At 62.7% G+C, this 18,201-nt stretch carries 19 protein-coding genes and 1 tRNA gene; 6 read left to right on the forward strand and 14 right to left on the reverse strand.

All coding sequences use genetic code 11. The features are described from left to right. Positions 1 to 20 precede the first annotated feature (20 nt). The 5 genes from CTR53_RS00920 to CTR53_RS00940 all read left to right on the forward strand — a co-directional run bounded on the left by CTR53_RS00920 (position 21) and on the right by CTR53_RS00940 (position 5,594). The gene (locus CTR53_RS00920; protein ID WP_290808459.1) at positions 21 to 692 is read left to right on the forward strand and encodes a carbon monoxide dehydrogenase subunit G; all 672 of its coding nucleotides are present in this window, start codon (positions 21 to 23) and stop codon (positions 690 to 692) included. 107 nt (positions 693 to 799) lie between these two features. After that, positions 800 to 1,270, forward strand: a complete 471-nt coding sequence (locus tag CTR53_RS00925) for a (2Fe-2S)-binding protein (RefSeq protein ID WP_290808462.1) — start codon at positions 800 to 802, stop codon at positions 1,268 to 1,270. 5 nt (positions 1,271 to 1,275) lie between these two features. Further along, positions 1,276 to 3,648, forward strand: a complete 2,373-nt coding sequence (locus CTR53_RS00930; protein ID WP_290808465.1) for a xanthine dehydrogenase family protein molybdopterin-binding subunit — start codon at positions 1,276 to 1,278, stop codon at positions 3,646 to 3,648. 19 nt (positions 3,649 to 3,667) lie between these two features. Further along, a complete protein-coding gene (locus tag CTR53_RS00935) occupies positions 3,668 to 4,465 on the forward strand; it encodes a xanthine dehydrogenase family protein subunit M (protein ID WP_290808468.1) in 798 nt (265 codons plus the stop codon). A 76-nt stretch (positions 4,466 to 4,541) separates the two neighbouring features. Beyond that, positions 4,542 to 5,594 carry an Ldh family oxidoreductase gene (locus tag CTR53_RS00940; protein ID WP_290808471.1) on the forward strand — a complete coding sequence of 351 codons (1,053 nt, stop codon included), beginning with the start codon at positions 4,542 to 4,544 and terminating at the stop codon, positions 5,592 to 5,594. Between the two features lie 2 nt (positions 5,595 to 5,596). On the opposite strand, the gene CTR53_RS00945 is transcribed toward CTR53_RS00940, so the two are convergent. The 8 genes from CTR53_RS00945 to CTR53_RS00980 all read right to left on the reverse strand — a co-directional run bounded on the left by CTR53_RS00945 (position 5,597) and on the right by CTR53_RS00980 (position 12,870). After that, entirely contained in the window at positions 5,597 to 5,947 is a 351-nt protein-coding gene (locus CTR53_RS00945) for a nitrile hydratase accessory protein (protein WP_290808474.1), read from the reverse strand. Continuing rightward, positions 5,944 to 6,606, reverse strand: a complete 663-nt coding sequence (gene nthB, locus CTR53_RS00950) for a nitrile hydratase subunit beta (protein ID WP_290808477.1) — start codon at positions 6,604 to 6,606, stop codon at positions 5,944 to 5,946. The genes CTR53_RS00945 and nthB overlap by 4 nt, the downstream gene beginning before the upstream one ends. Then, positions 6,603 to 7,253 (reverse strand): nitrile hydratase subunit alpha, encoded by a 651-nt coding sequence (gene nthA / locus CTR53_RS00955; RefSeq protein ID WP_290808480.1) that lies wholly within the window; start codon positions 7,251 to 7,253, stop codon positions 6,603 to 6,605. Before nthA ends, nthB begins: the two co-directional genes overlap by 4 nt. A gap of 12 nt (positions 7,254 to 7,265) precedes the next feature. Further along, positions 7,266 to 8,627 carry a HAMP domain-containing sensor histidine kinase gene (locus CTR53_RS00960; RefSeq protein WP_290808483.1) on the reverse strand — a complete coding sequence of 454 codons (1,362 nt, stop codon included), beginning with the start codon at positions 8,625 to 8,627 and terminating at the stop codon, positions 7,266 to 7,268. Next, a complete protein-coding gene (locus CTR53_RS00965; protein WP_290808486.1) occupies positions 8,620 to 9,297 on the reverse strand; it encodes a response regulator transcription factor in 678 nt (225 codons plus the stop codon). Before CTR53_RS00965 ends, CTR53_RS00960 begins: the two co-directional genes overlap by 8 nt. Positions 9,298 to 9,349: 52 nt before the next feature. After that, on the reverse strand, positions 9,350 to 10,594 hold the full coding sequence (locus CTR53_RS00970; protein ID WP_290808489.1) for a Do family serine endopeptidase: 1,245 nt from the start codon (positions 10,592 to 10,594) through the stop codon (positions 9,350 to 9,352). Between the two features lie 265 nt (positions 10,595 to 10,859). Further along, on the reverse strand, positions 10,860 to 11,375 hold the full coding sequence (locus CTR53_RS00975; protein ID WP_290808492.1) for a DUF1877 family protein: 516 nt from the start codon (positions 11,373 to 11,375) through the stop codon (positions 10,860 to 10,862). A 103-nt stretch (positions 11,376 to 11,478) separates the two neighbouring features. Then, a complete protein-coding gene (locus CTR53_RS00980; protein WP_290808494.1) occupies positions 11,479 to 12,870 on the reverse strand; it encodes a multicopper oxidase family protein in 1,392 nt (463 codons plus the stop codon). 137 nt (positions 12,871 to 13,007) lie between these two features. On the opposite strand from CTR53_RS00980, the gene CTR53_RS00985 reads away from it, so the two are divergent. After that, entirely contained in the window at positions 13,008 to 14,570 is a 1,563-nt protein-coding gene (locus CTR53_RS00985) for a class I SAM-dependent methyltransferase (RefSeq protein WP_290808496.1), read from the forward strand. Position 14,571: 1 nt separating this feature from the next. On the opposite strand, the gene CTR53_RS00990 is transcribed toward CTR53_RS00985, so the two are convergent. The 6 genes from CTR53_RS00990 to CTR53_RS01015 form a co-directional block, all read right to left on the reverse strand. After that, positions 14,572 to 14,664, reverse strand: a tRNA-Ser gene (locus CTR53_RS00990). Between the two features lie 70 nt (positions 14,665 to 14,734). Next, entirely contained in the window at positions 14,735 to 15,250 is a 516-nt protein-coding gene (locus tag CTR53_RS00995) for a YbaK/EbsC family protein (protein WP_290808499.1), read from the reverse strand. A 10-nt stretch (positions 15,251 to 15,260) separates the two neighbouring features. Then, positions 15,261 to 15,872: a 2-hydroxychromene-2-carboxylate isomerase gene (locus CTR53_RS01000; RefSeq protein WP_290808503.1), complete on the reverse strand. Its 612-nt coding sequence runs from the start codon at positions 15,870 to 15,872 to the stop codon at positions 15,261 to 15,263. A gap of 11 nt (positions 15,873 to 15,883) precedes the next feature. Continuing rightward, a complete protein-coding gene (locus CTR53_RS01005) occupies positions 15,884 to 16,510 on the reverse strand; it encodes a glutathione binding-like protein (protein ID WP_290808505.1) in 627 nt (208 codons plus the stop codon). 3 nt (positions 16,511 to 16,513) lie between these two features. Beyond that, complete coding sequence (locus CTR53_RS01010) at positions 16,514 to 16,945, reverse strand: GNAT family N-acetyltransferase (RefSeq protein WP_290808508.1); 432 nt, start codon at positions 16,943 to 16,945, stop codon at positions 16,514 to 16,516. 118 nt (positions 16,946 to 17,063) lie between these two features. Beyond that, positions 17,064 to 17,768, reverse strand: a complete 705-nt coding sequence (locus tag CTR53_RS01015) for a glutathione binding-like protein (protein WP_290808511.1) — start codon at positions 17,766 to 17,768, stop codon at positions 17,064 to 17,066. Positions 17,769 to 18,201: the final 433 nt, after the last annotated feature.

Here is an 18,201-nt window from a genome sequence, read left to right on the forward strand (position 1 = left end):
ATGATTTTTGGAGGTTTGTCATGGAACTGACCGGCGAACAGCTCATTCCCGCCCCGCGTCAGGCGGTCTGGGATGCCATCAATGACCCCGAGATCCTGCGCCAGTGCATCACCGGCTGCGAGAGCGTCACCAAGACCTCGGATACCGATTTCGAGGCCTCGGTGCAGGTCAAGGTCGGACCAGTCAAAGCTCGTTTCAAGGGCAAGGTCACCCTCAGCGACCTCGATCCACCCAGGAGTTGCATCATCTCAGGCGAAGCCCAGGGCGGGGTGGCGGCTGGTTTCGGCAAGGGCAGCGCCAAGGTGCAAATGGCTGACGCCGACGGAGGTGCGACCCGCCTCACCTATGCGGTCAACGCCCAGGTCGGCGGCAAGCTGGCCCAGATCGGCGCACGGCTGATCGACGGCGTCGCCGCCAAAATGGCCGAGGACTTCTTCGTCAAGTTCAACCAGATCGTCGGTGGGCCCCGCGCCGGTACGGCTGACGCCGCGGCAACCGCCGACGCGGCGAAAGATCTCGCCGCATCCGAACCGATCGCTGCGTCGGCGACACTCGATGCCCTGTCGAAGGCAGACACATCTGTTGCAGCGCAACCACAGACGCCGGTAACCGGCGGGATACCGAGCTGGCTCTGGATCACCGGACTGATCGTGATCGTATGCGCAGCGACAGTTCTGATCCTGCGCAGTTGATCTTCCGCCGTTTTGCAACTTGACGCCCCTTGCGCGTTGCGCCCAAAGTTACCGGGTGCGGCGCGCGAATGCCCCAACACTTCTCCGCGCCCCATGGGAGGATCAGCATGACCATTTCCGTGACGATCAACGTCAACGGCCAGCCGGAAACGCGCGACGTCGAACCCCGCACCCTGCTGGTGCAGTTCCTGCGCGAACATCTGCAGCTGACCGGCACGCATGTCGGCTGCGATACCAGCCAGTGCGGCGCCTGCGTCGTCCATGTCGACGGCAAGAGTGTGAAAGCCTGTACCATCCTCGCCGCGCAGGCGCAGGGTGCGAAAGTCACCACGATCGAAGGCCTGGCCCAGGACGGCAAGCTGCATCCGATGCAGGAAGCCTTCCGTGAGCATCATGCCCTGCAATGCGGCTTCTGCACGCCCGGCATGATCATGAGCGCCGTCGACCTCGCGCAGCGCCATCCAAACCCGAACGAGGAAACCGTTCGTCACGAGCTGGAGGGCAACCTCTGCCGCTGCACGGGCTACCATAACATCGTCAAGGCCGTGATGGCCGGGGCGCAGGCAATGCGGGGGTAAGCGTCATGACAAACCAGGGCATCGGCCAACCAGTCCGTCGCAAGGAAGATTTCCGCTTCATTACGGGTCAGGGCCATTACACCGACGATATCAACCGCCCCGGCCAGCTGTACGCCTACTTCCTCCGCTCACCGCACGCTTTCGCGAAAATCAAATCGATCAGTACCGACGCTGCCCGCAAGATGCCGGGCGTGGTCGCGATCTATACCGGCAAGGATGTTGCCGCTGATAAAGTCGGCGGCCTGATCTGCGGCTGGACCGTCAAGGACAAGAAGGGCGAGCCGCACAAGGCACCACGCCACGACATCATCGCCATCGACCATGTGCGCCATGTCGGCGACCAGGTGGCAGTGGTGATCGGGCGCAGCCTGGGCGAAGCCCGCGATGCCGCCGAGGCCATTGAGGTCGATTACGACGTGCTGACGCCGGTGGTCGATGTGGTCAACGCGCTGAAACCCGGCGCACCAGAAGTGCATGCCGATGCTCCTGGCAATCTCTGCTACGACTGGGACTTCGGCGACAAGGCTGCCACCGAGGCCGCCTTCGCCAAGGCCGCACATGTCACCAAAATCGATCTGGTGAACAACCGGTTGTCGCCGAATCCGATGGAGCCGCGCAGCGCCATCGGCGAATACGAACCCGGCACCGACAACACCACGGTCTACACCACTTCGCAGAATCCGCATGTCATCCGGCTGATCCTCTGCGCCTTCGTGTTCGGCCTGCCCGAACACAAGGTGCGCGTGATCGCGCCCGACGTGGGCGGCGGTTTCGGCTCCAAGATTTTCAACTATGCCGAAGAGACAGTCTGCGTTTGGGCTGCACGCAAGCTGAAAAAGCCGGTCAAGTGGACATCCGACCGCACCGAGGCTTTCCTGACCGACGCGCATGGCCGCGACCATGTCACCCATGCCGAACTGGCCATGGACAAGGATGGCAAGTTCCTCGGCTTCCGTGTCGACACCAAGGCAAATATGGGCGCGTATCTGTCTACCTTCGCATCTGCCGTGCCGACCTATCTCTATGCGCTGCTGCTCGCAGGCCAGTACACCACGCCGGCGATCTATGCCGAGGTGAAGGCGGTGTTCACCAACACCACGCCTGTCGATGCCTATCGCGGCGCCGGCCGTCCGGAAGCGACCTATGTGGTGGAGCGCATCGTCGAAGCGGCGGCGCGCGAACTGAAGATGGATCCGGCGGAACTGCGCCGGCGCAACTTCGTGCCGGACAACGCCTTCCCGTACCAGACGCCGGTCGCCTGCGTATATGACAGCGGCCAGTATGCCAAGGCACTGGATGAAGCGTTGAAGATGGCCGATTACAACGGCTTCAAGCAGCGCAAGGCGGAGGCTGCCAAGAAGGGCAAACTGCGTGGCATCGGGCTCTGCGCCTATATCGAAGCCTGTGGCATCGCACCGTCGGCGGTGGTCGGCTCACTGGGCGCAGGTGTTGGCCTGTGGGAGTCGGCACAAATCCGCTTCAACGCGACGGGCAGCGTGTTCGTTCATACAGGTTCGCACAGCCATGGCCAGGGCCATGAAACCACGTTCGCGCAGATCGTGTCGGACCGCCTCGGCGTGCCGCTCGAAAGCGTCGAGGTGGTGCATGGTGACACGGCCTTGGTGCCGATGGGTATGGGCACCTATGGCTCGCGCTCGTTGGCCGTCGGCGGTTCCGCCATCATGCGCGCAGCCGATAAGATCATCGACAAGGGCAAGAAGATCGCCGCGCATCTGATGGAAGCGTCGGTCGACGATGTTGCCTATGACAAGGGTGTCTTCTCGGTGAAAGGCACCGACAAGCAGGTGCCGATGGCGCAGATCGCCTTCACGGCCTATGTGCCGCACAACTACCCGGCCGATCTCGAACCGGGCCTGGAGGCGAGCGCCTTCTACGATCCGGCCAACTTCACCTTCCCGGCCGGCGTGCATGTGGCCGAAGTGGAGATCGACAGCGCCACAGGCGTCACCCGCGTCGCAAACTGGGTGGCGGTGGACGATTTCGGCAAAGTGATCAACCCGATGATTGTCGAAGGTCAGGTGCACGGCGGTATCGCCCAGGGTATCGGCCAGGCGCTGCTGGAAGGCGTGGTCTACGACCCCAAGAGCGGCCAGCTGCTCACGGCGTCGTTCAATGACTACTGCATGCCGCGCGCCGACGATCTGCCGTCCTACAAGGTCGGCATGATCGAGACGCCCTGCCCGCACAATCCGCTGGGCGTAAAGGGTTGCGGTGAAGCCGGCGCGATTGCCGCCCCGGCCGCGCTGATGAATGCCATCACCGATGCGCTCGGCACCGAGAAGATCAACATGCCGGCGACGCCGCAGAATGTCTGGAACGTGATCCAGAGCCAGAATCTCGCCGCGGCCGCCGAATAAGAGATCAGGAGAAGCCACCATGTATGCGTTCAACTATCACCGTCCGAAATCGCTGGCCGATGCCGCCAAGCTGCTCGGCGATGCCAGCGACGGCAAGTTCATCGCCGGCGGCCAGACCCTGCTGCCGACCCTGAAGAACCGCCTTGCTTCACCCTCCGACCTCGTGGATCTCACCGGCATTGCTGAACTGAGCGGCATCAGCGTTTCGGGCGGCATCGTCAGCATCGGAGCGATCACCAAGCATGGCGCCGTCGCCACCTCGGCCGACATCAGGAAAGCCATACCGGCGCTGGCCAATCTCGCCGGCCTGATCGGCGATCCCGCCGTGCGCAACATGGGCACGATGGGCGGCTCGGTCGCCAACAACGACCCGGCGGCAGACTATCCTTCCGCCGTGCTCGGACTGAATGCCACGATGCATACCACCAAGCGCAAGATCGCCGCCGACAGCTTCTTCACCGGCCTGTTCGAGACCGCGCTGGAAGAGAGCGAGATCATCACCAGGATCGAGTTCCCGGTGCCAAAGCGCGCCGGCTATGAGAAGTTCCGCAACCCCGCTTCGCGCTATGCCATGGTCGGTGTCTTTGTGGCTGAGACCGCCGATGGCGTGCGCGTCGCCGTCACCGGCGCCGGCCCCTGCGTGTTCCGCCACAAGGAAATGGAAGCGGCGCTGTCGAAATCCTTCAGCCCCGATGCGCTGAAGGGCATCAGGACCGATCCGGCCAGGATGAACAACGACATCCATGGCAGCGGCGAATACCGCGCGCATCTGGTTGGCGTCGTCGCCAAGCGCGCGGTGCAGAACGCGCTCGGCTGAGATCATAGCTTTCCCATCGACGGCGCGCCTGAGTACAATGGCGCGCCGTTTTTGATTCGTACTGTCTGGACAGGTCATGACCGAACGCTTTGCCGCCACCGATCTTGTCACCTTCGCCATCGACCTGCTGCGGAAGGGCGGGCTGGATGTCGAAAAGGCGCGCGCCACTGCCGCGATCCTGGTCGAAGGCGACCTGATGGGCCACAGCACGCATGGCCTGCAGCTGCTCGGACCATATCTCGCCGAACTGGAAGCCGGGCGTATGGGCAAGGATGGCGAGCCGACGATCATCGCCGAGCGGCCCGCCGTGCTGACCTGGAACGGCCATTACCTGCCCGGCCCCTGGCTGGTGCTGAAAGCCATCGAAAACGCGATCACACGCGCCAAGACCTATGGCACCGGCACGGTGGTGATCAACCATTCGCACCATATCGCCTGCCTCGCAGCCTATCCGCTGCGCGTGATTGAGCGCGGCATGGCGCTGCTGATCGCCAGCTCCGATCCGCATAGCGGCTCGGTAGCACCGTTCGGCGCCATCGTCGGCCGCTACACGCCCAACCCCATCGCCGGCGGCTGGCCGACCAAAACTACACCGGTGATCTTCGACATCAGCGCCTCGACCACCACCAACGGTATGGTGGCACGCCTCAATCGTACCGGTGGCAAGCTCGGTGGACCCTGGCTGGTCGACAACAAGGGCAATGCCACCGACGATCCCGCCAGTTTCACGACGACGCCGCCCGGCGCAGTGCTGCCACTCGGCGGCATGGATCTCGGCCACAAGGGTTTCGCGCTCGGCCTGCTGGTCGAGATGCTGACCTCCGGCCTGGCCGGGTCGGGCCGCGCCGACGGCTCCAAGCAATGGGGCGCGCGCGTCTTCGTGCAGGTGATCGATCCAGCGGCCTTTGGCGGTGCCGAGGCATTCACCAAAGAGACCGAGTGGCTCGCGGACGCCTGCCGCACGGCGCCGGTCAAACCCGGCAATCCGCCGGTGCGCATGCCGGGCGAGCGTGGGCTCAAGTTACGCGCTCAGCAGCAGGCCGAAGGCCTGGCGCTGCATCCAGAGATCATGCCGAGCCTGCGCCCTTGGGCCGACCAGCTCGGCGTGGCAGCGCCCGAAGCCCTGTAGGTTTATGGAAGTGTGATCGGCTGGCCGTGCGGCGTGGCACGTGCGGCGCGATCCCAGGCCGCGGCCTTGTCCTGCAAGGCCGCCGACGTCGCGGCCCCCTTCTCCACTGCCAGACGCTCCAGCGCGCGCAGCCAGTGGTGATAATAGGTTGCACCGGTATCGGGATCGCCGGCCGCCTGCGCGGCCCTGATCTCAGCGGTCAGTGCCGCTGCCCATTCGGTCCAGGTGAACAGGCCCTTCTGATGCAGGCTCACCGCCATGGCGAAGGCCTGCGCTTCCCAGGGCGCGCGAAATACCGGTGCAGCGGTATCGTCGCAGGGCAACTCAGGCAGGATATCCTTCAGGCTGCTCACGCGGGATCCAGATAGCTGTCCCAGGCGTCGACCGACACCGACAGCGTCGGATCGGCCTCAGGCCCCCAGAGTTCGCGCCCCTCGAAGCGCACGGTATAGAGCCATTGCGGCTGCTCGCCTTGCCCCTTGGCATTGCTGTCAGGGAAGACATGCACGCCATGCAGCAGTTCGACAGTACCGACATGGCCGCGCACATAGCGCGGCAGGCGGGTATGACCGGTCGGATGGATGTTCTTCGCCCGCACCCGGTCACCGGCCTTGAAACGCGCTGGCTGATCGCTCTCGCGTTCGGTCGGTCCGCCCTTGGCCAGCACGGTCGGCACATTCTCGACCTTCAGGATGCGCGGCAACGGCTTTGGCGGCGCCAGCACGCGGCCGGCTTCGATCTCTTCGGCGGAGATCATGCCGCGGTCGATCATCAGCTTCTCGATGCCGGCGAGCCAGATCTGGTAATAGGTCTTGGCGTAGTATTGCGGCGGCGGCAGGCTTTCACGTGCCGAACGCGACATATCGATATTCCACTGCCCGGTCGCACCCACCGCGAGCGTCATTGCCAGCACGCGCTTTTCCCATTCGGCATGGAATTTCGGCTCATGCTCGCCTTCATGGCGCACCGGGCCGAAGCCCATCATGCCGCCCATATCGGCGCCGCCGTTCACGACGGCACCTTCGCCAGCCCGGTGCCAATCATGCTGTCGCGCGTCACCAGGGTCGCCAGCTTTTCCTCGCTCCAGCCCTCAGTCCCCTTCGGCCGTTCCGGCAGCACGAGGTAGCGCACCTCGGCGGTCGAGTCCCAGACCTTGATCTGCTTGCCTTCAGGCAGCGTGACACCGAAATCCTGCAGCACGCCGCGCGGATCCATCACCACGCGCGAGCGATACGGCGCCGACTTGTACCAGACCGGCGGCAGGCCCAGCACCGGCCACGGATAGCAGGAGCACAGCGTGCAGACGACCATGTTATGGGTCGCCGGCGTGTTCTCGACTGCCACCATATGCTCGCCCTGCCGGCCGACATAGCCGAGCGACTGGATCGCAGTCGAGGCATCTTTCAGCAACCAGTCGCGATAGGCCGGATCGCTCCAGGCCTTGGCGACGACATGAGCGCCATTATGCGGCCCCACCTTGGTTTCGTAGGTTTCGATCAGCAGGTCGAGCGCGGCCGGATCGACATAGCCCTTCTCGACCAGCACACTTTCCAGTGCGCGGACACGCAGCTCGACATCGCTCAGGACGGTGCCGTGAGCATGATCGTGGTGATGCCCGTGAGCATGATCGTGGTGATGATGGTCGTGATCCTGTGCCATGACCCGATCCTATCAAGCCTTGGCCGGCAGTGCCAAGACCGCACGTAAGCCGGGATTGTTGGCATCCAATTGCAGGCCGCCGCCATGCAGCCGGGCCACGGCCTCGACCAGGCTGAGCCCCAGCCCGACGCCCTCAGCGTGGCGGCTGGCATCGCCGCGGTAGAAGCGCTGGACGACTCTGGCCCGCTCACCCTCGGGGATGCCCGGGCCGGTATCGGCCACACTGAGCAGGATCCAGCCATCGCCGCCGGCCTCACCCCGCAATTGGATGCTGCCGCCGGACGGCGTGTATTTCACCGCATTGTCGAGCAGGTTGCCGATCGCCTGCGCCAGCAGTTGCCGGTCGCCATTTATGCTGAGACCGGCATCGGCATGGCATACCAGGCTGAGGCCCTTGGCCTCCGCCGACGGTCCGTATAGCTCGGCTGCGTCTTCCACCAGCGCCGGGACGTCGACCTGCGCGAAACCGGCCCGACGCAGGCCGGTATCCAGTTCGGCCAGCCGCAGCAACGCATTGAACACACCGATCAGCCGGTCGATATCGGCGATGGCGGCCGCGATGCCGTCGAGTGAAGTTCCGGTTCCCGCGGGCTGACGCAGCAGGCCTTCCAATCGCGCCCGCGTTTCGGCCAGTGGCGTGCGCAGATCATGCGCAATGGCATTCGAGACGTTGCGCACGCCCTCGATCAATTGCTGGATTTGGTCCAGCATCCGGTTGATCGTGGCGACCAGCTGGTCGAATTCATCATCGGTTCCGCGCAAGGGCACGCGGCGGGCCAGATCGCCCTGCACGATGGCCAGCGCCGTGCGATTGATCCCCTCGATGCGATGCTGCACTGCGCGGCGGATCAGCCAGGCGCCGAAGAAGGCGATGGCCAGCGCCGCCAGCCCGGCCCAGGCCAGGCCGCGCAGGAACAGATTGCGCATCTCCACGCGGTCCTGCACGTCGCGGCCGACCAGCAACTGGAAATTACCCGGCAGCGCCACGTGCAGCAGCCGGACGACATGCAGCCGGTCGCGATGCACCAGTTCAACCTCGTACCAGCCGGGTTGCGGCCCGACCTTCAACGGCCAGGCATCGACATTGCCGCCGAGCGGTCGCAGGCGAGGATCTGTCAATAGATAAATGGCGCGGTTATCGGCATCCGCGGCGATACGCTCGTTCATCGTCTGCACGGCGCCTGCCAGGCCGAAATCACCCAGGCGATCACCAATCGCGCGCGTATCAGCCGCGATCACCGCATCAGTCTCGCGATCCAGATAGCCAGTGGTATTCCACCAGAGCAGCGCAGCCAGCAGTATCGCGGCCACCATGAACAGGCCGGCAAACACCAGCGCCAGCCGCGAGGCCGTGGAGCGGAGAAATCTAGGCATCGCCAAGCCGGTAGCCGGCGCCACGTACGGTATGCAGCAGCGGCCGGTCGAAACCGGCATCGATCTTCTGGCGCAGATTGCTGATATGCACATCGATCACATTGGTCTGCGGATCGAAATGATAATCCCAGACATTCTCCAGCAGCATGGTGCGCGTCACCACCTGACCGCCATGCCGCATCAGATACTCAAGCAGCTTGTATTCACGCGGCTTGAGCGTAATGGCCTTGCCGTCGCGCATGGCTTTACGGCTGAGGATATCGAGCGTCAGATCGCCAACCTTCAACGTCGTGTCCTGGCTGGCAGACTGGCCGCGTCTGGTCAGGGCGGTCAGCCGAGCTTCCAATTCACCGAAAGCGAAAGGTTTGGTCAGATAATCGTCGCCGCCGGCCTTGAGCCCACGAATGCGTTCATCGACATCGCCGAGCGCGCTGAGGATCATGATCGGCGTGGTATTGCCGGTACGGCGCAGCGCCTCGATGATGCCGAGCCCGTCCACGCCGCCCGGCAGCATGCGATCCAGGATCAGCGCGTCGTAGCTTTCGCTGCTGGCCATGAACAGGCCATCGCGTCCGTTATCGGCATGGTCGACAGTATGGCCCGCTTCGGCGAGCCCCTTGCGGACGAACTGCGCGACCTGCTGGTTGTCTTCGACGAGGAGGATCTTCATGGATCGCTGGAAGATCAGCCAGAGCGGTGGTACCGCCCTGGCCAATGTTGGATCAGACGAGGTGCAGAGCGAGATAATAGGTCGTGCCATTGCGCATGACCAGCAGCGTAATGGCTTCCTTTTTCGCATGCTGCGCCGACTTGATGGCATCGACCGCCTGCCCCGGATTGGCGACCGATTTGCCAGCCACGCCAACGATCACGTCGCCGGGCTGCACGCCACTTTCCTCGGCTTTACTGTCGGATGCCACCTCGGCCACCACGGCGCCTTTCGCACCGGCCTCCAGGCCGAAGCGATTGCGTAGTTCGGGCGTCAGCGGCGCCAGGCTGAGCCCCACCTTGCCTTCCTCGCCCGCGGCATCATTCAGCGCCGCGGTCTGGTCGGTCGGCTGGCTGCCGATGGTCACCGTCAGATTGCGCTCGTGCCCATCGCGCCAGATGCCGAACTTGGCGCTGTCGCCAGACTTCAGCCCAGCCACCTGGGTGGCGAGATCGCGTGGATCGTGGATTGCCTGGCCGTTTATCGCCACCACGACGTCGCCCTGCTTCAGGCCGGCCTTGGCTGCCGGACCGTCGGCCATCACTTCGTTCACCAGCACGCCGTCCGCAGACTTGCGGCCGACCGCCTTGGCAAGACTGTCGGTCATCGGCTGCATGCTCACGCCGAGCCACCCGCGCTCGACTTTGCCGGCATCCCGGAGCTGAGCGGCGATCCTCTCCGCAAGATTGGATGGCACGCCGAAGCCGATACCGACGCTGCCCCCGCTCGGCGAATAGATCGCCGTCGAAATACCGATCACCCGGCCGGTCGCATCGAAGATAGGCCCACCGGAATTGCCCGGATTGATCGGCGCGTCGATCTGCAGGAAGTTGTCGTAAGGGCCGCTGTTCAGATTGCGACCGCGTGCCGACAGGATACCGGCCGAAACGCTGCCGCCGAGGCCGAAGGGATTGCCGACTGCGATCACCCAGTCGCCGATCCGCGCTTTGTCGGAGTCACCGAAGGCCACATAGGGCAGCGGCGTCTTGCTCTCGATTTTCAGCAGCGCCACATCGGTCTTCGGATCGCGGCCCTTCACCACGGCAGGATGTTCACTGCCGTCCTCCAGCGTCACCACGATCTTGGCCGCATCTTCCACCACATGATTGTTGGTGACGATATAGCCCGAGGCATCGATGATGAAACCCGAGCCCAGCGCATGCTGCGGACCGCGCTTGCGTTGCCCCTGCTCCATGAACTGGCGGAAGAAGTCCTCCAGTGAGTCGGGCTGCATCTGCTGCTGGCGCTGNNTCGGCAAAGGACTGCCTTGCCGCCGTCATCGGTTGTTCGGCCGGCGTGATGGTGATTGGCGCATCGCTCGCTGCATAAGCGCGGGCGGCGAGATAGCCGCCGCCACCGGACAGCACGGTGCTGGCCAGCAGCACGGCAATGACAGCACGTTTCAGACGGGAAGTGGTTTTCATCGGATTGCTCCTTGGGCAGGGGAAACTCACCCCTGCAACATAGGAAGCCGCCGCTTCAGCGCACCTGAACGCCGGATTAATTCCGCTTAATGTTTGAAGTTACTGATCGGCGAGAAAAATCACCGTTCGTCCTGTGCCGGCCATCTGCTTGAGAAAATCCCGGGCTTCTTCAAAATAGCCGAGCGTGTATTCCAGATCGTCCTCGCCGTATTCGCAGTGACTCTCCAGGCTATTAGAAGCCCAGTATTTCTGCTTGAGACTCTCCTCATCCAACCCTTCCATTGCCTGGACCAGGTCAGCGATCTGATGCGGCTCGATCAGGCGAAGAATCCATCCATCATCACCGTCAACGTTGATGTCCTGCCCGCCATAGATCGCGAGCTTTAGCGGATAACTGGCATACTGAGCATCCATCTCATCGCTCAGGCCATAAGGGTCAGACGGATAATTCGCCAGTGCGCGATGGATCGTGTACCAGGCCTTGTCGAGATCCTGATATGGCACTTCGTCAAAAATCTCATTCAGATACTCAGCGCGATCTGCGCCGGTGGTCAGAGCCATCAGCCTGGCTTTTTGATCTGCAGTGATCGCGAAATATCCGCCGCGCGCCGCCATAGAATGCCTCCTGCAATGGACATTCTTTATATACTGTATGTTCCTTATATAGTCCAATCCAAAAAGACGAATTTTTTATAATATTGACTACATATACGTGTATTTACGCCACCCGGAGATAACCCATCATTCCGGTTTCCTGGTGTTCGATGATGTGGCAGTGGAACATCCAGTCGCCCGGCTCGCCGGCCACAAAGGCGATACGGATACGCTCCTTGGGCCGCACCAGCACGGTATCGGCCCAGTGCGGCGGAAGGTCGCGTTCCGAGGAGGACAGCACCCGGAAGGTATGGCCGTGCATGTGCATCGGATGCTGGTGCGGCGTGCCGTTGAACAATTCGGCCACATAGCTGCGACCGCTCTTCAGCTCGAACAGCGGTGGCGGCAGTTTGTCATGCGCCATGCCGGGCCAGACCTGCCGGTTGATCGACCAGAAGACCTTCTGCGTCAGGCAGATTTCGTCCAGGCTGACACCCATCTCCTTCGCCCAGGATTCCAGCTTGGGATCAGCGCTGCCGGCCAGCAACTGCACATCCAGCTTGGTCGCCGCCTTCAGATCGGGCAGCGGCAGTTCGGCGGCAGGCAGGCGCAGCACCGCCTTGGTCGACCGCATTCCCTGCCCCGCCGTCACCAGTTTGACCAGCGACCGCGGCCGCGTGCTGAACACATCTTCCAGGACGATCTCTGCGCCCGCCTTTTCCGGTGCAATGAAGGCTACATCGGCACGCATCGCCGGACCCAGCCGCCAGCCATTCAGCGCGAAGGGTTCGCAGGCATTGCCGTCTGTGGCGATCACCAGCGGACGCTCGGCGCCACGCAGGCTCAGCATCGGAATGCGGGTTGGATCGATATTGACGATCCGCAGGCGCACGCGGGCACCGGGCGGCACCTGCAGCACCGGCAGGGCCTGACCATTCACGGTCCGCAGGTTGCCGAAGGTGCCAGAGCGCGCCGCGCCAGCATCGGTGAGGAAATCCTCGAAGCTGCCGTCATGCCGGCTGCGCCAGTCCTTCAGCACCAGCACATGCTCAATGTCGAACAGGCCCTGCTCACGCGGGTCTTCCACGATCAGCACCCCTGCCAGGCCGCGGCCGAGCGCCTCCACGGTGTTGCAATGGGGATGAAAAAAGAAGGTACCCGGATCGGGTGGGGTGAATTCATAGGTAAAGCTGTCACCCGGCTGCACCGGCGGCTGGGTGATATAGGGCACACCGTCCATGGCATGGGGCACGCGTACGCCATGCCAGTGGATCGCACTGTGTTCGGTGAGCTGATTGCGGAAGACGGCGGTAAACTTTTCGTGACGCCGGATGCGGAGCACCAGTGCGACAGTTTGGTTGTAAAGCCAAAGATCAGAGGGACCGACGTTGCCTGGCAATGTATGGGGAATGACGCCGGCTGTCAGAATCACCGCTTCCGGCGCGGCTTTTACGGCATGCGGCACGACCAGCATGGCCGCCGCCCCCCCAGCGAGAACCTCGCGGCGTGTCAGCATAAACTTCCTCATAGCCCATATTTTACCCTCACCCCGACGGGGTCAACCGCGCCCGGCGTGGCGCGTTGGCGCAGGGCCGAGGCTTGTCTTGCGTCATACCCGCAAGCACCATGCCGGCCTGCCAGAAGGAGGCGGGTGTGGGTGCGGATTGGACGGAAGGTTATGTCGATGTCGGCTATACGCATGACTTCTACCGTGAGTTAACCCCGGCCCTACACCGTTTTGCCCTGCTTTCCCGTGGCGTCGATCCGGGCAATATCGACCTTGACCGGATCAGCTATTGCGAACTCGGCTGCGGCCATGGTTTCAGCACCGCACTGCTGGCGGCGGCGCATCCCCAGGCCGATTTCCACGCCAACGACTTCCTCCCGGACCATATCAGCTATGCCCGCAAGCTGGCCGCCGAGGCAGGCACGAAGAATGTCAGCTTCTACGACGACTCCTTCGAGGAATTCGCCGATCGCGACCTGCCGCAGTTCGACGTCATCACCCTGCATGGCGTCTACACCTGGGTGAATGAGGAAAACCGTCGCCATATCGTCGACTTCATCGCCAGACGCCTGAAGATCGGCGGCGTCGTCTACATCAGCTACAACTGCTATCCCGGCTGGGCCACCATGGCGCCGCTGCGCCAGCTCATGACGATGCTTTCGGGCAATCCGAGCGATCCGCTGTTGCCGCGCATCGACCAGGCGCTGACCAGAATTCAGACGCTGTTCGACACCAACAGCATGTATTCGCGCGTCAACCCGATGCTGAAGGAACGCTTCGAGGGTGTCCGCAAGCAGTCCCGCCCCTATATCGCGCATGAATATTTCAATCGCGACTGGACGATTTTCTATCACACCGACGTGGCGCGCGAATTGCGCGGCGCCAAGCTGGAGCACGCAACGACCGTTGAAGTCTTCGAGCATCTCGAGAATTTCAACTTCAGTGTCGAGCAACAGGCCGTGCTGCGCGAGACCGGCAATCCGGACCATCGCGAAGTGATGCGCGATTTCATCACCAACCGGCAGTTCCGCCGCGACCTCTATATCAAGGGCCGCCTGTCGCTCGACGCTGGCGAGCGGACGGCCAGACTGCTGGCGACACGGTTCATCCTGACTACCCCCGACGATGCCATCCAGCGTAATGTGCTGACGCCGCTTGGCAAGCTGGCCCTCAGCACTGAGGTCTTCGATCCGCTGATTGCAGTGCTGGCCCGCGGCCCGCGCACGCTGGCCCAGCTTGTGGAAGACGAGGCGTTGCGTGCCCTGAACTTCAATGCCGCAATGGAAGCGATCACCGTGCTGATCGGCCAGAACCACATCCAGCCTTGCCTGCCGGCTGCCGGCGATGCCGAACGCGCGAAATCGACAACAACTTTCAACACAGCAATCCTGGAACGTGCGGTCCACAGCAGCGACCTGCAGTTCCTCGCCTCGCCGCTGACCGGCGGCGGTTACCAGATCGGCCGGTTCGAGCAGCTGTTCCTGCTGGCCGGGCAGCGCAAGCTGGATCCCGCCGCCTTCGTCGCCGAATGCCTGGCCGCGCGCAATGAAGTGCTGCTGCGCAATGGCCAGCCGCTGACCTCGCCGGAAGAAAACCTGGCGCATCTGCGGGAGCGCCATGAGGCCTTCCGCCAGCGCACGATTCCGATCCTGCAGCAGCTCAGCATCGTCGCCGCGCCGGACGCTGGCTCGGGGAAAAAGAAGAAGTAAGTGGCGGAGGGGGCGGGATTCGAACCCGCGGTACGACTTGACATCGTACGGTGATTTAGCAAACCACTGCCTTCAGCCACTCGGCCACCCCTCCGCAATCGAGTGGGTATTTACACAGTGTATGCGGCGCCCCTTCTAAGGCCCGAGGCAAGGGCTGTCAACGCCTACCCCTTTGTCAAATCGGGGGCTGCCAGGCCGCCCGTCCACTCCAGTAACTCATCGTAAGTCAACGGAAATACGCTGTGCGGATGCCCGGCTGCGGCATGCAGCAGCGGGAAGCGTGCCAGGCTGCCGTCGATGGCAATGGGCAACTGCTCCGGATGCCCAAGCGGAGCGACGCCGCCGATGGCAAAACCGGTTGCCCGCCGTACCAGATCGGCATCTGCCCGCCCTGGCGTTACGCCCAGACCGAGCGCCCGTCCCAGCATCTCGACATTGCACTGCCGGTCGCCGGCCACCAGCGCCATCACGGCCTGCTTTTCGCCGCTCTGGCCCGGATAGGAAAACACCAGCGACTTGACGATGGCGCCCACCTCGCAGCCGAGCGCAGCGGCAGCCTCGGCCGCCGTGCGCGCGGCGCCGTCCAGCGCGATCACACGCTCGCCTTCGACACCGCGCAGACGCAGAGCCTCACGCACGCGTTGCACGGATGCATTGGAAAGAACATCAGCCTTCGTCATGTCATGCCACTCACATCCATACCTGGCGAGCCCATGCGAGCCCCTGCTCCAAGCGATCATTTCCCCAAAATATCTCGCCATCCACGACAAGGCTCGGTGCGCCAAAAATGCCCGATGCCATAGCTGCGTCAACCTGGGTCCGCAATTGCGCCTTTACAGATTCGTTCTGTGCCGCGGAAAGAATCTCGTCCGGCTTTTGCCCCAGATCCGCAATCACGGCCCCGAGGACGGTGGGGTCGGCAATGTCACGGTCATCGGCGAAGCCCGCGCGATAGATTGCCCTGATGCAGGCCTCACCCCATCCTTGTCGCAGCGCGACGAGCGTCACTCTGGCGGCCAATAGGCCACGCGGCGGATAGCGCCGCGGCTTTTGCCACGGCAGGCTGTACAGCGCGCAAAGGCGCTCCAGATCGCGCCACCGATACTGCCGCTCGGCCGGCGACACATCCTGGAATGCGCCGGCGCCACTCGCACGCTTCATAAAAATGGGCCCCAGAAGGAAGGGCTGCCATTCAATTGTAGCCTCGGGCAATATCACATCGCGTAGGGCGGCAATACGCGAAACTGCCAGGTAGGAATAAGGACTGGCGTAATCAAACCAGATTGCGAGTCGCCGCCCCATCTTTACTTCCTTTACGGCACCTCGAAGCCGCGCTGCACGCCCGGCCGGGCCATCACGGCATCGAACCAGCGCTTCACATTCGGATAGGTCGCCCAGTCGATGCTATGCCACTCCCAGCGTGCGGCCCAGGGCAGGATCGCGATATCGGCAATGGTATAATCCTTGCCGGAGACGAACTCGTTCTTCGCCAGCTGGCCATCCAGGACCTTGTAGAGGCGCGCCGTCTCTGTGGTGAAGCGCTCGATGGCGTAAGGGATTTTCTCCTTGGCAAAACGGCCGAAGTGATGCAGCTGGCCGGGCATCGGGCCGAAGCCGCCCATCTGCCACATCAGCCATTGCAGCGCCTGCATGCGCGCCTTCGCATCTGTCGGCAACAGCTTGCCACTCTTCTCCGCGAGATAGATCAGGATCGCGCCGGATTCAAAGACGCTGACCGGCTCCTTGCCATAAGCAGCTGGCGGCTCCTGGTCGACGATGGCCGGAATCTTGTTGTTCGGATTCACCTTCAGGAAGTCCGGCGCGAACTGCTCATCCTTCGAGATGTTGATCGGGAAAGCCTGATACTTCAGGCCGGTTTCCTCCAGCATGATGGAAGCCTTGCGACCATTCGGCGTGCCCCAGGTATAGAGATCGATCACGGGTCAGATCCTTTTCAGAAAATGGAAAGCTGTGATGGCAAAGCGTTGGCGCAGGTAGAAACGATGGGCGTCGGTGCGCTGCGTGCCGCTGTCGAGATCGACCGCCCTGAACCCTTCGCGCTTCGCAAGCGCTTCCAGCCAGTCGAGCAATGCCGCGCCATGACCGCCGGAGCGCTGGTTGCCGAGCGTGACCAGATCGTCGACATAAATCACCGGGCCATGCACCAGCCGGTTCTGCCGGCGAAATCCCATGCAACCGGCCGGCTTGCCATCGGCGCCGACGGAATAGGCCAGGACATAGCCTTCCTTCTGCTGCAGACGCACGCGCGACACCAGCTCGGCGACATCCTTCAGATGCGGCCGCAGATCTTGCATGACCGGGAAACAGGCGGCGATCTGGTCGTCAGTTTCCGCGATGTGGATGTTGATCGTCATCTGGGCCTTTTTTATGTGTCATGGTCGGACTTGTTCCGGCCATCCACGTCTTAATAGATGCAGCAAAGAAATTCGTGGATGCCCGGGTCAAGCCCGGGCATGACACATAGGGTGATCATTACCCCTTCACCACACCGGCGGTCTGGCCGAACAGCACTTTCTTGGCCTCGTCCGTCATCACGGGAATGCCCTGGTTGATGGCCTTGCCCTTCTCATAGGCCACCTTGGTGGCAGGCCGGGCCCAGATGCTGTCGAACCAGCGTTTCAGGTTCGGGAAGTCTTCCAGTTTCTGGCCCTGGCGCTCATGGGGTACGATCCAGGGATAGCTCATCATGTCGGCGATGGTGTAGTCGTCGCCGCAGATGAAGCTGCGGCCTTCCAGCCGCTTGTTCAGCACACCGTAGAGACGGTTGGTCTCGTTCACGTAACGATTGATCGCATAGTCGATCTTCTCGGGCGCATACTGGGTGAAGTGATGGTTCTGGCCGCACATCGGCCCCAGCCCGCCCATCTGCCACATCACCCACTCGGTGCAGGCGACGCGGCCGCGCAGATCCTGCGGGATGAACTTTTTGTACTTGTCGGCGAGATACAGCAGGATCGCGCCGCTCTCGAACACGCTGATCGCCTTGCCGCCATCCGCCGGTTCGCTGTCGACGATGGCCGGCATGCGGTTGTTCGGACTGATCGCCAGGAATTCCGGCTTGAACTGCTCACCCTTGCCGATCGCCACCGGTTTGATCGTGTAGGGAATACCTGCCTCTTCCAGAAACAGGGTGATCTTGTGGCCGTTCGGGGTGGGCCAGTAATACAGGTCGATCATCAGAGGGCTCCGCGGCAGAAAACGCCAGTCAAGGCAGGATGGGACAGGATCGCCGGCACGACAAGCCGCCGACTCCGGTCAGTTAACGCGAAAGTCAGCCCGAACAACTAGTTACCCACAGGAAGCTGTCTTGGCCGGCCAGCGGTTGCGCCCAGCCGTCCGACGTTCAGACCGCTTCGTAACGCTTCGCCCGTGTTCGTAAGTGTTCGTTTCGCTTCGTTGGCGTTCGTTTGAATTCGCGCCGCCGGTCGGGCCGTATTGCCGGCCCACAGTCATATATGTTCTCTTAATGTTCTTTTCAAGCCGCGTCGAACATGCCGTTAACGTTAATCAGCCCTCGGACTAATTTCGCAACCGGCCACTCGAATCGCCATCCAGTTGCAGATTCCGTATTTACTCTTAATTAACCACATGCAAAAAATGACGGAACTGA

Source organism: Ferrovibrio sp., assembly GCF_002796975.1.
GTDB lineage: Bacteria > Pseudomonadota > Alphaproteobacteria > Ferrovibrionales > Ferrovibrionaceae > Ferrovibrio.

What these genes read in the sequence shown, in the direction of transcription:
- CTR53_RS00920 (WP_290808459.1), top strand. Translation starts at nt 21, where the DNA reads ATGGAACTGACCGGCGAACAGCTCATTCCCGCCCCGCGTCAGGCGGTC.
- CTR53_RS00925 (WP_290808462.1), top strand. Translation starts at nt 800, where the DNA reads ATGACCATTTCCGTGACGATCAACGTCAACGGCCAGCCGGAAACGCGC.
- CTR53_RS00930 (WP_290808465.1), top strand. Translation starts at nt 1,276, where the DNA reads ATGACAAACCAGGGCATCGGCCAACCAGTCCGTCGCAAGGAAGATTTC.
- CTR53_RS00935 (WP_290808468.1), top strand. Translation starts at nt 3,668, where the DNA reads ATGTATGCGTTCAACTATCACCGTCCGAAATCGCTGGCCGATGCCGCC.
- CTR53_RS00940 (WP_290808471.1), top strand. Translation starts at nt 4,542, where the DNA reads ATGACCGAACGCTTTGCCGCCACCGATCTTGTCACCTTCGCCATCGAC.
- nthA (WP_290808480.1), bottom strand. Translation starts at nt 7,253, where the DNA reads ATGGCACAGGATCACGACCATCATCACCACGATCATGCTCACGGGCAT.
- CTR53_RS00960 (WP_290808483.1), bottom strand. Translation starts at nt 8,627, where the DNA reads ATGCCTAGATTTCTCCGCTCCACGGCCTCGCGGCTGGCGCTGGTGTTT.
- CTR53_RS00965 (WP_290808486.1), bottom strand. Translation starts at nt 9,297, where the DNA reads ATGAAGATCCTCCTCGTCGAAGACAACCAGCAGGTCGCGCAGTTCGTC.
- CTR53_RS00975 (WP_290808492.1), bottom strand. Translation starts at nt 11,375, where the DNA reads ATGGCGGCGCGCGGCGGATATTTCGCGATCACTGCAGATCAAAAAGCC.
- CTR53_RS00980 (WP_290808494.1), bottom strand. Translation starts at nt 12,870, where the DNA reads ATGCTGACACGCCGCGAGGTTCTCGCTGGGGGGGCGGCGGCCATGCTG.
- CTR53_RS00995 (WP_290808499.1), bottom strand. Translation starts at nt 15,250, where the DNA reads ATGACGAAGGCTGATGTTCTTTCCAATGCATCCGTGCAACGCGTGCGT.
- CTR53_RS01000 (WP_290808503.1), bottom strand. Translation starts at nt 15,872, where the DNA reads ATGGGGCGGCGACTCGCAATCTGGTTTGATTACGCCAGTCCTTATTCC.
- CTR53_RS01010 (WP_290808508.1), bottom strand. Translation starts at nt 16,945, where the DNA reads ATGACGATCAACATCCACATCGCGGAAACTGACGACCAGATCGCCGCC.
- CTR53_RS01015 (WP_290808511.1), bottom strand. Translation starts at nt 17,768, where the DNA reads ATGATCGACCTGTATTACTGGCCCACCCCGAACGGCCACAAGATCACC.